This window comes from Alienimonas sp. DA493, from assembly GCF_043951915.1.
GTDB lineage: Bacteria > Planctomycetota > Planctomycetia > Planctomycetales > Planctomycetaceae > Alienimonas.
Genome location: NZ_JBINJD010000003.1, coordinates 1 through 14,999, shown reverse-complemented (window position 1 = coordinate 14,999; position 14,999 = coordinate 1). Strand labels below are relative to the sequence as shown.

The window sequence follows — 14,999 nt, the reverse complement described above, 5'->3', positions numbered from 1 at the left end:
AGGCGAGCGGGTCCGTAGTATCCCGCCCCGCGCCTCCCGAGACCCGCCCGCCGCCCGTGCCCTCGCCGTTCCCGAAACTCGCCGGCCCTGATTTCCTCGCCGGCGAGCACGACACCCTCAAGTTCTGGGAACAGAACCGCACCTTCGATCAGCTCCGCGAGCAGACCGAAAACGGCGAGCCGTGGACGTTCCTCGACGGCCCGATGACGGCCAACAACCCCATGGGCGTGCACCACGCCTGGGGCCGCACCTACAAGGACGCCTTCCGCCGCTACCACGCCATGAACGGCCGGCGGTGCTGGTGGCAGAACGGCTTCGACTGTCAGGGCCTCTGGGTGGAGGTCGAGGTGCAGAAGGAGTTCGGTCTGCAATCCAAGGCCGACATTGAAGCCTTCGGCGTCGACCGCTTCGTCACGGAGTGCAAAAAGCGGGTGCTGCGGTTCGCCGCCCGGCAAACGGAGCAGTCGGTCCGCCTCGGCTACTGGATGGACTGGGACGACCCGGACGAACTGCGCCGGCTCGCCGACGCGCTCGGCGAGAGCCGGGAGGTCTCCTACAAAACGGCCTCCGGCGAGGTCGTCACCGGCCACCCGGAGGAGATCACCGCCCGCCTCGGCTCCCCCCGCGACGCAAACGGTTGGGGCGGGAGTTACTTCACGTTCTCCACGGAGAACAACGAGACGATCTGGCAGTTCCTCAAGAAGTGCCACGAGCGCGGCAAGGTCTACCGCGGCAACGACGTGATGCCCTGGGGCGGCACCGCGGGCTCGGCGTACTCCCAGATGGAGGTCGCCGACGGCCGGAAGCTGACGACCCACCGCAGCGTGTTCGTGCGGTTCCCGATCCGCGGACGGGAGAACGAGTACCTGCTCGCCTGGACCACCACGCCCTGGACGCTGACCAGCAACGTCGCCTGCGCCGTCGCCGGCGATCTGGACTACGCCCGGGTGAAGCTGAACCGCGACGGGGCGATCCTACACGTCGCCGCCGAGGCCCTGAACAATCAGCGGCTCGCCAAGGAATTCAAGGAGGGCTTCGGCAGCGACGGCGACTGGCCCGACGGCGTGCCGAAGCTGAAGACGCTCGCCCAGATCTTCAAGGAGCAGGGCGGCTACGAGGTCGTCGGGACGGTGAAAGGGGCGGAGCTGATCGGGCTCCAGTACGACGGCCCGTTCGACCACCTGCCGGCCCAGCAGTCGCCGGGCGGGTTCCCCGCGGAGCCGGGCGGGGAGGGGCGGCCGTCCGCGGCGGCGGCCCACCGGGTCATCGACGGCGGTCGGGACAGCCGGGGGAACTCGGTCGTCACCGCCGCGGAGGGCACCGGCATCGTGCACACCGCCCCCGGCTGCGGCGACATCGACCATAAGCTCGGCGAGCAGCACGGCCTGCCGATCGTCGCCCCGCTGGACGAGGCCGGCCGCTTCGTCGAGGGCTTCGGCGAGTTCACCGGCCTGGCCGCCTACGAGCCGGACGCCGCGGCGCTGGTGCTCGAACGGCTCAAGGAGAACGGCTTCCACGTTGCCGACGAGCTCTACCCGCACGTCTACCCGCACTGCTGGCGGACCGGCGAGGAGTTGATCTTCCGGCTCGTCGACGAGTGGCTGATCCGCATGGATTGGCGGGATGAGATCAAAGCGGTCGTTAAGACGATCGACTGGCGGCCGGAGAGCATCGACGGCGAACGGCGCGAGCTGGAATGGCTCGAAAACATGCGGGACTGGATGGTCTCCAAAAAGCGGTTCTGGGGCTTGGCGCTACCGATCTGGGCCGACCCGGAGACCGGCGAGTTCGAGGTGATCGGCTCGCTGAAGGAACTTGAGGAGCGGGCCGTCGAAGGCTGGGACGACTTCGCCGGCCGCACCCCGCACAAGCCCTGGATCGACGGGGTGAAGATCAAGTCGCAGACGACCGGCAAGCTGCTGTCCCGGGTGCCGGACGTGGGCAACCCCTGGCTGGACGCCGGCATCACGCCGTTCAGCACGACCGGCTACAACGTGGACCGGGCGGCGTGGGAGGCCCTGTACCCGTTCGACCTCGTCAGCGAGAGCTTCCCCGGGCAGTTCCGCAACTGGTTCTATTCGCTGCTGGCCCTCGGCACGATGATGCGGTCGGAGCAGGCCGCGCCGGAGGAGAAACGGCCGTTCAAGGCCCTGTTCGGCTACAAGCTGGTCCTCGACGAGACCGGCCGGCCGATGCACAAGAGCGACGGCACCGCGATCTGGTTCGAGGAGGCCGCGGAGCAACTCGGCGTCGACACGATGCGGTGGATGTACCTCGCCCAGGATCCCGCCCGCGACCTGCGGTTCGGAACCCGCCATCCGGACAAACGCGTCCCGCTGACGACGCCGGAAGGCACGATCGAGGAGACCCGCGAGGGCTTCCCGACCTGCGAGGTCACCAGCGGCCCGGCCGACGAGACCCGGCGGCGGATGCTCATCCCGCTGTGGAACTGCCTGACCTTCTTCACCGAATACGCTCGGGCCGACGGCTTCGACCCGTCCGCCCCGACCGTACCGGTCGCGGAACGGCCGGAGATCGACCGCTGGCTGCTGGCCCGCTTGCAGGACACGATCGCGACGGTCGCCGAGGGCTGGGAGGATTACCGTCCGGTCGACGGCTGCGCCGCGGCGGAGGCGTTCATCGAGGACCTGTCGAACTGGTACATCCGCCGGAACCGCCGCCGCTTCTGGCGGACCGCCGGCGGCGACGACGCCGACAAGCGCGCCGCCTACCAGACGCTGCACACGACGCTGGTGACTCTCTCGAAGCTGCTCGCCCCGGCGCTGCCGTTCCTCTGCGAACGGATGTACGCCGCCCTCGTCTCCAGCTGGGACGAGAGCGCCCCGCACAGCGTGCACCTCTGCGACTACCCGACGCCGGACGAGTCCCTGCGGGACGCCGACCTCGCCGCCCGCACCGCGGCGGCCCAGACCGTCGTGCGGCTGGGGCACCGGCAGCGGGAGGAGACCGGCCACCGCGTCCGCCAGCCGCTGCCGGAGCTGAAGGTCGCCTCCGACGACCCGGCCGTCGCCGCGGCGATCGCCTCGCTCGCCGACGTCATCGCCGACGAACTCAACGTGAAGGCGGTCACGCCGGCGGAGTCGCTGGACGACCTGGTGAAGTACACGTTCAAGCCGAACCTGAAGACCCTCGGCCCCCGCTACGGCAAGCGACTGGGGGCGATCCGGCAGGCGCTGCCGACCCTTTCGGAGGAACTCGCTCCGCTGCGGCGCGGGGAGAACGTCACGGTGACCGTCGGCGGCGAACCGCTGGAACTCGGCCCGGAGGACGTACTCGTCACCACGGAGCAGTCCGGCGACTGGGCCAGCGCCAGCGAGACGCTGCCGGGCGGCGAGGGCGTGACCGTCGCCCTCTCCACGGCCCTCACGCCGGAGTTGGAGGTGGAAGGCCGGGCCCGGGACTTCGTGCGGCTCGTGCAGGAGGCCCGCAAGGCCGCCGGGCTGGAGCTGAGCGACCGCGTCGCCGTGACCTACGACCCGGCCGACGCCCAACGGGCCGCCGCGGTGGAAGCCTGGGCGGACTACATCCGCGGCGAAACGCTTGCCGACGACCTCGCCCCCGGCGACACCGGCGGCGCGGCGGTGACGGTCCGCAAGGTGTAGAGAGCGTTCCCATACCAACCCGATGCGCCAGCGAGGGCCGGCCGCCCCGCAGGGGCGGGCAGCGCCGCAGCCCTCGCTGACGCGTCGCATTGCCGTCGAGCGTCCGAAACGGTGTGCGTCCTCCGACACCCGCGAAACCCGCGGGGGGTTGGAACGGTATCGCTTCGCGTTCCGTCCCCCACGATCCGCCGCCATGCGCCGCTGCCTGTCGCTCGCCCCGCTGCTCGCCCTCGCCCTCGCATCGCCCGCGGTCGGGCAGGAGGAGGAGGCGCCCCTCGAACGCCTCGAACCGGTGGGCGTGATCACGCTCGCCGGCGTGGATCGGGCGCGGGCGGACGTCGACTTCATGTTCTCCACGGTCGAACGGGAGGACATGTCCGAGGTGATCGACGGCTACCTGGAGTTCGCCAACAACCTTGAGGGCCTGGATCGCACCCGGCCGCTGGGGGTGATGGTGTTCCTCAAGCCGGGCTTCGTGCCGATCCCGACGCCGGTCGGCTTTCTCCCGGTGGAGGACCTGTCGGACCTGCGGGGCTCCCTCACCTCGGCCCCCGGCGTGACGACGGAGATGCTGGCGGACGACCTGATGGAGGTGAAAGGTCGGATGTCGCTGTTCGTCAAACTACAAAACGACTACGCGCTGATCTCCAACGAGCGGGCGTTTCTGGAGGAGCGCATCCTGCCGGACCCGCTGACCTTCGCCGCCCCGTTGGCCGCCCGCTACGACTTCGCCGCCCAGGCCCTGCCGAAGAACATCCCGCCCGGGATGCGGAAACTCTTTCAGAATCTGCTCGTCCAGAACACGCAGACCCAGATGCAGCGGCGGGACGACGAACCCGAGGCCGCCTTCCGCGTCCGCAAGAACCGGGCGAAACGCACGTTGACGCAGCTTGAGGCCCTGCTGGAAGGCTCCGACGAAATCACCCTCGGGATCGACGCTTCCGCCGAACGGCGGACCATCGAGGTGGACCTCACCTTCGAGGCCGTGCCCGGCACCGCCTGGGAGGAAGAACTCAGCCGCATCGAGGCCCGGCCGACCTCCTTCGACGCGCTCTACGAGGAGACGGCCCCGCTCAGCCTCGTCGCCGGGCTGACCTACAGCAGTTGGGACCAGGAAGCGACGATCGAACAGCTGCGCGTCGCCCAGGACGAACTCGGCGCCGCCCTCTCCGGCCTGCGGCCCCTGGGCTCCGAGGAGCCGTCCCGAATCGGCGAATTGGAGGAGGCCCGTGAAGCCGGCCAGAGCGACTACGCCCTGATCGACCCGGCCACCCGGCAACTGACGAACGACGTGTTCGAGCCGCTGATCGTCACGGTGGAGAACGGCGAACTGAACTTCTTCACGCAGGTCCGCCGTCGGGAGGCGGGCGGGAAGATGTTCCTCGGCGGCATGTCGATCGCGCAGGGCGACCGGTTCAGCCAAGCCGTCCCGCAGGTGTTGGAGCGACTGCTCGACAAGCTGCCGGAGAACAACGACCTCGTCCGGAACCTGACGATGAACGTCGCCCAGGAGAACGGCGTGACCTGGCACCGGCTGGAGATCACGGACGGCGGTGACGCCGAACCGGCCGACGACGCGGCCCCGGTCGAGGGAACGGACGAATCGCTCCAAAATCGGCGGGACGTGCGGGCCGCCCGGCAGGAGCGCCGGGCGGAAGACCGGAACCGCTTCTTCGGCGGTCAGCCGGCGATCCACGTCGGCCTGGGCCGGCAGCACGTCTGGGCGGTGATCGGGGCCGAGGGGTCGCTGGAGGAAGCGATGGCGGCGGTCGAAGCCGTGCAGGCGACCGCCGGCCGGCTGGGCGTGGCGCCGGAGGCCCCGCTGCGGGGGGCGATCAACGTGAACGGCTGGTTCTCCGACAGCCTCGACGACGTGAGCGACGAGGGCCTCCGCGCCCGGGACGCCTTCGCGGACGGCAGCGACCGCCTGCTGGTCCGGTTCGGCCCCACCCCCTCGGGCGGCGGCCGGCTGCGACTGGTGTTCGGCGAGGGCTTCATCCGGTTCCTCGCCCTCTCCGTCACCGATCGCTACGACGAATCGCAGCTGTGACGGCGCCGGAGGAGCGGGGGGCGGACGCCCCCCGCTTGCGGTCTTACTCCAACGTCTTGGCGTAGTAGGCGACGAACGTTTCGAGATCTAACTCCGAGGCGAGGTCCGCCCCGGCGGCTTCGAACTTTGGCTTGAGCCGTTCGCTGCGGTCCCACTCCGGCAGGCTGACCCGGCCGCTGCGGTCGCGGTCCAGCAGTTTGAAGTAGCGTTCCGCCGCCGCCCGATCGCGGGGATCCAGCTCGGCCGGCTCCTCCACGGCCGCCGGGGCGGAGGCGACCGGGACGCCGACGGCGTCGGAGCGAACGACGGACGCCGTCGGTCGCATCGGGCCGGGGGAGAGTCTCTCCGGCGGCAGGGCGGCCGCGTCGCCGCGGGCGTAGTCGCGGGCGTCGGCCTCGGCCAGTTCGCGGGGGGTGAGGTAGCCGTCGCCGTCGCGGTCGAGGGTGAGGAATTCGGCGATCAGGGCCCGGTTCCAGAGCCGCCACTCGTAGAGGCCGATCTGGCCGTCCTCGTCGGTGTCGAACTCGCCGAACGCCTCCGGGAGATCGCGGGTCACGCGGACCGGCCGCCCCCGGCTGTCCCGGGCGCCGCCGCGGACGAAGCTCGGCCCGGCGGACCGCTCGGACCGTTCGCGGGACTCGCCGCCCCGAGAGTCCCCGGAACGGCGCTCGTCGTCGTTTCCTTCCTCCTCCCGCCCGCGGGCCCGTTCGCGTTCGAAGGCCTCGGCGCCGCGATTCCACTCGTCACGGCTATAGGTTTTCTCCGGGTCGAGCCCGCGATCCTGCATGAACCGCTTCATGCGGTCGTCGCCGACCTCGTCCGGCGTGAGTCGGCCGTCGTTGTTGCGGTCCGCCCGGCTCCAGACCCAATCGAAGATCCGCCGCTCACGGGAGACCTCCTCGCCCCCGCCGCGTCCGCCGCGGTCGCCGCCGCGCTGGGCTCCGCGGTCGCCGCCGCGGTCGCCCCGACTCTCGCCGCCGCGGTCGTCCCGGGGGCCGCGGTCGCCCCGGTCCGGCGGGCCGCCCCGGTCGAAGCGATCGCCGCGACTGAACCGGCCGCCGCGGTCGCCGCGGTCTGCGGACTCTTCGCCGCCCCGCGACGGGGGTCCGCCGCGCATGCCGCGTCCCGGCTGGGCGAAAGCGGCGTCGGCGGTCAGCAGAAGGGCGGCGAAAGCCAGCAGAAACGGGCCGGCAGTCGGGAAGGGGCGGCGATTCATAGCTTTCGAGATTTTGAGAGGTCCTCCGCCGCGGCGGCGGGGTTGAACTATCCTAGGGAACACCGGTCGCGCCCCGAAGGTGTCGGTTCGACCCTTGTTTTCCGACGTGCCCCATCGGCGACGCGCCCGCGTCGTCGCTCGAACCGTCGTCGCCCGTCGCCGTCCCGGCCGCCCGCCGACCGAGATTGAACCGCCCGTCGACCGCCCCCCCGGCCGCTCGTAGCATTCGACCCTGCCGTATTGAAATTCGCCCTCGCGTCCCTCGTTTCGTCCGCCCCTTCCGCCTGCCCCCAGCGCCGCATGTCCCGCTCAATTGCACTCTCGCCGCATCCGCTCGCGGGCGGCTTCGGTCGCCATGTGCTGTGGGCGGCGACGCTGGCCCTGGTCTGCTCCGCCCCCGCCTTCGCCCAGCGCGGTCCCGGGGGGGGCCGCGGTCCCGGCGGTCCGCCGCAACTGTTTGAGAACGAAGGCTTTCGGGAGGAAGTCGGCCTGACCGACGAGCAGGTCGAGAAACTTCGCGCCTTGCGCGAGGAGACCCGGGGCATGGACCGAGAAAAAATCGGCGAGATGTTCCGCAACGCCACCACCGACGAGGAACGGCAGAAGGTCCGCGAACAGATCGGCGAGCAGATGCGGGCCGCCGAGCAGAAGTTCCAGGAGCAGGCCTCGGAAGTCTTCACCGACGAACAGCAGGAACGCTACCGGCAGCTCCAGATCCGGCAGCGGGGCGTGTCGGGCCTGATCGAGAACGACGATCTCGCCGGCGACCTTAACCTGACCGACGAGCAGCGCGCCGCGATGCGGGAAATCCGCGACGCGGAGGTCGCCAAGCTGCGGGAGAGCGGCGACTGGGGCAAGTTCCGCGACCCGGAGTGGCGCCAGCAGCTCGAGGAGAAAATGTTGGAGAAGGTCTCCGAGGAGCAGCGGAACGCCTACCAGCAGAAGATCGGCGAGGAGCCGTCCTACAACCTGTTCGGCGGCGGCGACCGTCGCGGCGGCGCCGGGCCGCAGAGGGTCTCCGGCCGGTCGGTCGGGACCCTGCGCGAGTTCGACACCGCCGTGCCGGAGGGCGCCACGGCCACCATCGACTTCGGCCGCCGCCCCGCGGCGGAGCCGGCCATGTCGGACGCCGCGTCGGCAACGGAGGCCGCGGACGCGGCGGCGAGCGAGCCGGACCGCGAAGCCGGGCCGGCGGCCGTCGCCGAGGGGCAGGTCGGCGTGGAGGAGGAGACGATGAGCTTTAACTTCCGCTACGCCCCCTGGGAGCCGGTGCTGCGGGAGTTCGCGGAGTTCGCCGGACTGACCCTCGACCCCGGGCCGGTCCCGCCGGGTACGTTCAACTACTTCGACGACGGCCAGTACACCGCCACCGAGGCGCTGGACATCCTCAACGGCTACCTGCTCCAGCGGGGCTACGTGCTGGTCCGTCGCGACCGGTTCCTGATCTGCGCCAACATCGACGAGGGCATCCCGCCGAACCTCGTGCCGGACGTGGCCCTCGAGGACCTGCCGGACCGCGGCGACAACGAACTGGTCCGGGTCGTGATTCCCCTGCAGGCGGGCGACGCCAAGACCGCGGTGCAGGAGATCGAACCGTTCCTCGGCCCGCAGGGGACCGCGGCGTCGCTGACGGCGATGAACAGCGTCGTGGTGCGGGACATCGGCGGGAACGTCCGCCGGATCGCCGCCCTGTTGGGGGAACTTGGTCAGGAGATCGTCTTCGAGCAGATCCCCCTCAAGCACCTCGACGCGTACGACGCGGCGATGGCCGTGCGGACGCAACTCGGGATCGAGACGAATAACAGTCGCGACCCCCGCCGTCGGGGCGGCAACAACAACGACGACGAGGAGATCTCCGTCGCCGCCGACGAGCGGACGCAGACCCTGCTGGTCACCGCCCGGCCGGAGCAGATCCTGCTGGTGAAAGAGATTCTGAAGGCGGTGGACGTGTCCGAGGACGCGGACGGCAACCCGATCGCCTACGCCTCCAGCCGGCCGGTGTTCCGCTCCTACGCGCTGCAGTCCGCCGATCCCGACGACGTGCGCGACACGATCGTCGGCCTGTTCCCGGACGCGATGGTGAACGAGGACGACCGCGGCCGAGCCGTGCACGTCAACGCGGCCCCGGGCCAGCAGGAGCGGATCGCGGAGATCATCGAGCAGATCGACGGCAACGTGCGGGCGGAGACGCAGTCGGTGGTCATCCCGCTGTCGCGGCTCGACCCGCTCAGCGTCACGCTGACCCTCAACAACATGTTTATTACCGAGGGCGAGAACGCCCCGGTTGTGGAGCCGGACCCGCTGGGCCGGCGCCTGCTGGTGCGGGCCTCGCCGGATCAGGTGTCCGAGATCAAGCAACTCCTTCTGCAACTGGGCGAGGACGGCACCGGCCAGCGGGCCGCCGGCGGGACGTTGCGGACCCTCTCGCTGGGCGGCCGCGACCCGGACCGGATGATCCCGCTGCTCCGCCAGATGTGGGAGGTCCGCGATCCCTCGCCGATCCGCATCGTCACCCCCGCGGCGCCCAACGCGGTCGACCGCCGCGGCGCCCCGGCGTCCCGGACGCAGGAGGAGGACGAGGGCGCCCCGCAGACGGAGGCCCGGTTGGACGACCCCTTCCGCGTCCTCGGCGGCCCTAACTTCTCGCTCCCGCAGGAAGACCCCGCCGTCCCGCCGCCCGCCGAAGCCCCGGCCGAACCGCAGCCGGCCGATTCGAACGCGTCGGCGGCCGAGCCGACTGGATCCCTGGAGGACGCCCTGGAAGCGGCGGCCGGGAACGCCTCCGACGAATCCCCCACCGCGAGTGATCCGAACGCCCCGGTCACGATGACGGTGCTGGACGGTCAGCTCGTGCTCTATTCGGAAAACGAGGAGAAGTTGAACGAATTGGAGGACCTGGTCGCCCGCCTCGGCGCCCTGATTCCGCCGGATAACGGCTGGAACGTCTTCTACCTCGTCAACGCGGACGCCACGACGACCGCGGAGACGCTCGAACAGCTGATCCCCTCCGCCAGCGTCGCCGGGACGAGCAGCGACGGCTCGATGATGGGCACGATGGCCTCCGGGCTGTCGGAGTTCGGCGGCAGTCTAATGGATGTCGCCGGCGTCAGTTCGCTCGGGGGCGTGACCTCGCTGAAGATCGTCCCGGACGTGCGGGCGAACGCCCTCTACGTGCAGGGTCCGCGGGAGGGGGTGCGGCAAGTGGAGCAGTTGCTCACCGTGCTGGACGCCGACAGCCGGCCGGACAACGCCCGCGAACGCCTGCCCCGCACGATCCCCGTGCAATACGCGGACGTAAACGAGGTGGCCGAGATCGTTCGCGAAGTCTTCAAGGAACAGACCGCCGACGGCATGGCCGCCCAGATGGCCTCACGAAGCCGCGGCGGGCGGGGCGGCGGCGGCGGCGATAATCCGCTGGCGATGCTGATGGGCGGGATGGCCGGCGGTCCGGACGCCGCGGCGGTGCAGCTGTCGATCGGCGTGGACACCCGGACCAGCCGGTTGGTCGTCTCCGCCCCGGAAAGCCTGTTCCAGCAGGTCGAGGACCTCGTGCAGGACCTCGACGACGCCGCCAAGGACGCCGAACGCGGAGTGCAGTTCATGACGCTTCGCGACGCCAACCCCAGCAGCGTGACGGCCGCCCTCAGCTCGATGATGCCCCGCGTCAGCAGCGGCGGCGGCTCGGTGGTGCGGTCGCCTCGGTCGACCGGCGGCGGGTCGTCGTCCTCTTCCTCCTCGTCCAGCTCCGACGATAACGCCCGGGGCGGCGACGCCGCCGCGCGGGCGCTGATGTTCCAGCAGCTCATGCGGAACCGCGGCGGCGGCGGAGGCGACGGCGGCGGCCGCGGGGGCTTCGGCGGTCGCGGAGGTGACGACGACGGCGGCGGACGCGGCGGGGGCGGCGGCCGGGGCCGCGGCGGACGCGGGGGGCGGTGAAATGGACCTTGGCGCCATGCTCGCCCGGCGCGGGCTTCTCACCGCCGATCAGCTCGAAGCCGCCCGGGCCGGCCGCAACGGCCGGCGGGTCGATCAAGCCGCGGTGGATCTCGGCATGGTCTCCGAACAGGCCGCGCTCGCGGCCATCGGGGACGAACTGGGCTACCCGTTCATCGATCTGAAGGATTTCGAGATCGAGGAGGGCCTGCTGGAACGCTTTCCGGCCGCCCCGATCTTCCGCCACACGCTCCTCCCGCTGTACGAGCAGAACGGGCGGGTGGTGGTCGCCACCAGCGATCCGTTCGACTTGGAGGGGCTGGACGAACTCAGCTCCCTCTCCGGCCTCAGCCTGATCCCGGCGCTCGCCCGCCGGGAGGACATCGCGGGGCTCATCAAGGCGCACCTCGGCGTCGGCGGCGACACCGTCAGCGCCCTGGTCGCTCGGCGGGAGGAGGAGGGGGTCGAACTGCTGGAGGAGTTGGGCGAGGACCTCGGCGAGGAGGCCGAGGAGGCCCAGGCCGCCAGCGTGATCAAGCTGGTCAACGAACTGCTGGTCGAGGCGCTGGACAAGGGCGCCTCCGACATCCACGTCGAGCCGGGCGAGCGGGGGCTGACGATCCGCTTCCGGATCGACGGGGTGCTGCGCATCCAGCCGATGCCGCCGGAGATCACGCACTTTCAGAACGCGATGATCACCCGGCTGAAGATCATGTCGCGGCTGAACATCGCCGAGAAACGCCGCCCCCAGGACGGCCGCATCCAGCTGCGGGTGAAGGGCCGGGAGATCGACGTTCGCGTCTCGATCATCCCCATGATCCACGGCGAGGGCATTGTCATGCGTCTGCTCGACAAGAGCCGCATGACGTTCGACCTGAAAAACGTGGGCATGCCGCCGAACGTGATCGAGCCCTTCCGGCAGGCGTGCGCCCAGCCGAACGGCATCATCCTCGTCACCGGCCCGACGGGCTCCGGTAAGTCGTCGACGCTGTACTCGGCCCTGAACGAGATCAAGTCCCCGGAGGTGAAGGTCATCACCGTCGAGGACCCGGTCGAGTACCAATCCGAGGGCATCAGCCAGATTCAGGTGCATTCTAAGGTTGGGCTGACGTTCGCCGCCGGGCTCCGCAGCATCCTCCGGCACGACCCGGACGTGGTGCTGATCGGCGAAATCCGGGACGGCGAGACGGCCCAGGCGGCAATCCAAGCGAGCCTCACCGGCCACCTCGTGTTCAGCACGCTGCACACCAACGACGCCCCCGGATCGTTCACCCGTCTGATCGACATGGGCGTGGAAAGCTACCTCGTCGCCAGCACGGTCGAGGCGATCCTCGCCCAGCGGCTGGTGCGGAAGCTCTGCCCGGACTGCAAACGGGAATACGACTTCGATCCCCGCGACCTGCCGCCCGGCATCAAGGGCGAACCGCCGGCGACGCTGTGGAAGGCGGTCGGCTGTCGGGCCTGCGGGGAGACCGGCTACCGCGGCCGAACGGGCATCTTCGAACTGCTCATCTCCGACGACGAGCTACGGCAGATGGTCTCCGAAAACGCCCCGACCGACGCGATCCGCCGCCACGGCCGCAAGAACGGCATGACCACCCTCCGCGACAGCGGCTGGCAACGCTGCCTCAGCGGCGAAACGAGTCTGGAGGAGGTTGTGCGGGTCACCAAGGGGGACATGGACTGATGTCGGATTGCGAATTTCGGATGTGGGATGTGTCGTTTGGCTCCTCTGCTGAACAAACGGCGGACGGACGGCCCACCGCGCCCCATCCGAATCCCCCTTCCTGAGAAGATTCCCGCTGCACATCCGACATCCGACTTCCCACATCCGAAATCCCCTTGCCTGACTTCGCCTACACCGCCCGGGACGCCTCCGGCGCCTCGCTGACCGGCACGATCTCCGCCGCGGGGGAGCGGGACGCGCTGACCACGCTGGCCGGGCGGGGGCTGTTTCCGCTGTCGGTCGAACTGGACGACGCCGCCCGCTCCAAGGCGAAGGCCGGGACGAAGCGGGTGGGGGGCAAGCACCTCGCGGCGTTCTACTCGCAGCTCTCCGACCTGCTGAAGAGCGGGGTGCCGCTGCTCCGCAGTCTCGAACTGCTGGAGCGCAAGAGCCCGGCCCCCGCCTTGCAGGCCGTGTTGGAGGACGTGCGAACGGAGGTTGCCGACGGCAACCGCCTCGCCGACGCCATGCGGCGGCACCCCAAGGCGTTCAGCGAGTTGGCCGTCAGCATGATCACGGCCGGCGAGGAGGGCGGCTTCCTCGAGGACGTGCTCAAGCGGATCGCGGCCTTCACCGAGCACCAGCAGGAACTCCGCGGGCGGGTCGTCGGGGCGATGGTCTACCCGCTGTTTTTGATGGTGATGGGCAGCGCCATCGTGATCGCGATGGTCACCTTCTTCGTGCCCAACTTCGCCCCGATCTTCGAGCGGATGGCCGAGAGCGGCGAACTGCCCGCGGCGACCAGTCTGCTGATGTCCGCCAGCGACGTCCTCCGCAGCCAGTGGGCCGTGGTGATCGTCGCCGCGCTGGCCGCGGGGCTGTACTTCCTCGTCCGCTACGTCCGCGAGACGGAGGAGGGGCGGCTGAAGTGGGACCGGGTGCGACTGTTCGGGGTGAAGGTGGGGAAGAAGGAGGTCGGCTTCGGCCCGATCGCCCGCAGCCTGGCGATCGCCCGGTTCTGCCGAATCCTCGGCACCCTGCTGCACAACGGCGTACCGATTCTGCAGAGCCTGCGGATCGCCAAGGACGCCACCGGCAACCGGGTGCTGTCGGCGGCGATCGAGCAGGCCTCCGAGAGTATTACCGCCGGCCGCAGCATCGCCGGACCGCTGGCCTCCTCCGGGCAGTTTCCGGAAGAGGTCACGGAGATGATCGCCGTCGGCGAGGAGGCGAACAATTTGGAACAGGTCCTCATCGACATCGCCGACGCCACCGAGCGGAACACCGCCCGCCAGCTCGACCTGTTCGTCCGCCTGCTGGAGCCCATCATGCTGACCGTCATGGCCGGGGCGATCCTGTTCCTCTGTATCGCCCTGATGCTGCCCATCCTCAAGAGCAGCGGCATCGCATGATCCCCGCCCCCGGCTGACTTCGCCCCGCCGACCGCGAACAATCCCCCGACCGCGACCGATCGCCGGGAGAATGTCGCACCCGCGGCGGTCTCCCGAAACCTGCGTTCCCCGCCGGGGTTTCCTCCAGAAGCCCCGCATCAATTCCGCTGAGCTTGCCTCCCATGCGTTCCCTTCCCGTGTCCGACCGCCCCGTCCTCCGCTCCGCCCGCCGTCGGGCGGGCTTCACGCTGGTCGAAGTCCTGTTGGTGCTGGCCATCCTCGGGGTGATCGCCGCCCTGGTCGTGCCGAACCTGCTCGGTTCGCAGCAGAAGGCGAACATCAGCGCCACCCGCGTGGCGATCTCCAACTACCAGAGCGCCATCGAGCAGTACGCGATCGACCACAACGGCCGCCCGCCGCAGGGCTCCGCCCAAGAGGTCAATCAGATGCTGATGGCGCCGGAGCCGATCGACGGCCGGCAGGTCGACCCGTACATCGACGAGCAGCCCAAGGACGGCTGGGACCAGCCGCTGTTCTACCAGTTCCCGGCCACGCACCAGACGATCAGCACCAAGCCGGACATCTGGAGCGCCGGCCCGAACGGCGTGAACGAGGACGGCAGCGGCGACGACGTCAACAACTGGTCCACCGTCGGCACGTGAGACGGTCGACCGCCCCCCGCCGCTATCCCGAGCCGGCCCATGCGCGTCCGTTCCTACGGGCGCCGCGCGGGTTCACCCTCGTGGAGATTCTGCTGGTCCTCACGGTGCTCGCCGTGCTGGCGGCGGTGGTGGCGCCCTCGGCGTTGCGGTTCTTCGGCGACTACGCCCTGCGATCCAGCGCCGAGGCCGTCCGAAGCGACCTGGCCCGCGCCCGTTTGGACGCGGTGCAGGAGGGCGTGCCCTACGAGTTCCGGGCCGAGGCGAACGGCGAGCGATGGGTTGTCGTCCCCGCGGAGCGCGAGACGGCCGTCGTCGGGGCGGTCGGGAGCGGAGCCGGTCTGGCGGGCGCCGCAGCGACTGGCGCTGCGGCCTCCGCCGCGGGGGACTGGGTGCCCGTCCGCAGCGGCACGCTGGCGGAAGGAGTGACCTTTCCGGCGACGTCCTCTCTGCCGCCCACC

8 protein-coding genes are annotated in these 14,999 nt (G+C 70.3%); 7 read left to right on the top strand and 1 reads right to left on the bottom strand.

Annotated features, from left to right (window positions below):
• Positions 1 to 56 precede the first annotated feature (56 nt).
• Together ACG2DA_RS00795 and ACG2DA_RS00790 are read left to right on the top strand one after the other, a co-directional pair.
• The gene (locus tag ACG2DA_RS00795) at positions 57 to 3,623 is read left to right on the top strand and encodes a class I tRNA ligase family protein (protein ID WP_395253549.1); all 3,567 of its coding nucleotides are present in this window, start codon (positions 57 to 59) and stop codon (positions 3,621 to 3,623) included.
• Between the two features lie 193 nt (positions 3,624 to 3,816).
• A complete protein-coding gene (locus ACG2DA_RS00790; RefSeq protein ID WP_395253548.1) occupies positions 3,817 to 5,673 on the top strand; it encodes a hypothetical protein in 1,857 nt (618 codons plus the stop codon).
• 43 nt (positions 5,674 to 5,716) lie between these two features.
• On the opposite strand, the gene ACG2DA_RS00785 is transcribed toward ACG2DA_RS00790, so the two are convergent.
• Positions 5,717 to 6,889: a hypothetical protein gene (locus tag ACG2DA_RS00785; RefSeq protein WP_395253547.1), complete on the bottom strand. Its 1,173-nt coding sequence runs from the start codon at positions 6,887 to 6,889 to the stop codon at positions 5,717 to 5,719.
• A 300-nt stretch (positions 6,890 to 7,189) separates the two neighbouring features.
• Here ACG2DA_RS00785 and ACG2DA_RS00780 point away from each other — a divergent pair, with 300 nt between their 5' ends.
• The 5 genes from ACG2DA_RS00780 to ACG2DA_RS00760 form a co-directional block, all read left to right on the top strand.
• Entirely contained in the window at positions 7,190 to 10,825 is a 3,636-nt protein-coding gene (locus tag ACG2DA_RS00780; protein WP_395253546.1) for a secretin N-terminal domain-containing protein, read from the top strand.
• Between the two features lies 1 nt (position 10,826).
• A complete protein-coding gene (locus tag ACG2DA_RS00775) occupies positions 10,827 to 12,509 on the top strand; it encodes a GspE/PulE family protein (protein ID WP_395253598.1) in 1,683 nt (560 codons plus the stop codon).
• Between the two features lie 155 nt (positions 12,510 to 12,664).
• Positions 12,665 to 13,900 carry a type II secretion system F family protein gene (locus ACG2DA_RS00770; RefSeq protein WP_395253545.1) on the top strand — a complete coding sequence of 412 codons (1,236 nt, stop codon included), beginning with the start codon at positions 12,665 to 12,667 and terminating at the stop codon, positions 13,898 to 13,900.
• A gap of 176 nt (positions 13,901 to 14,076) precedes the next feature.
• Positions 14,077 to 14,541 (top strand): type II secretion system protein GspG, encoded by a 465-nt coding sequence (locus tag ACG2DA_RS00765; protein ID WP_395253544.1) that lies wholly within the window; start codon positions 14,077 to 14,079, stop codon positions 14,539 to 14,541.
• Positions 14,538 to 14,999: prepilin-type N-terminal cleavage/methylation domain-containing protein (locus tag ACG2DA_RS00760; RefSeq protein WP_395253543.1), on the top strand; the 462-nt coding region annotated here is incomplete at its 3' end. The genes ACG2DA_RS00765 and ACG2DA_RS00760, both read left to right, overlap by 4 nt.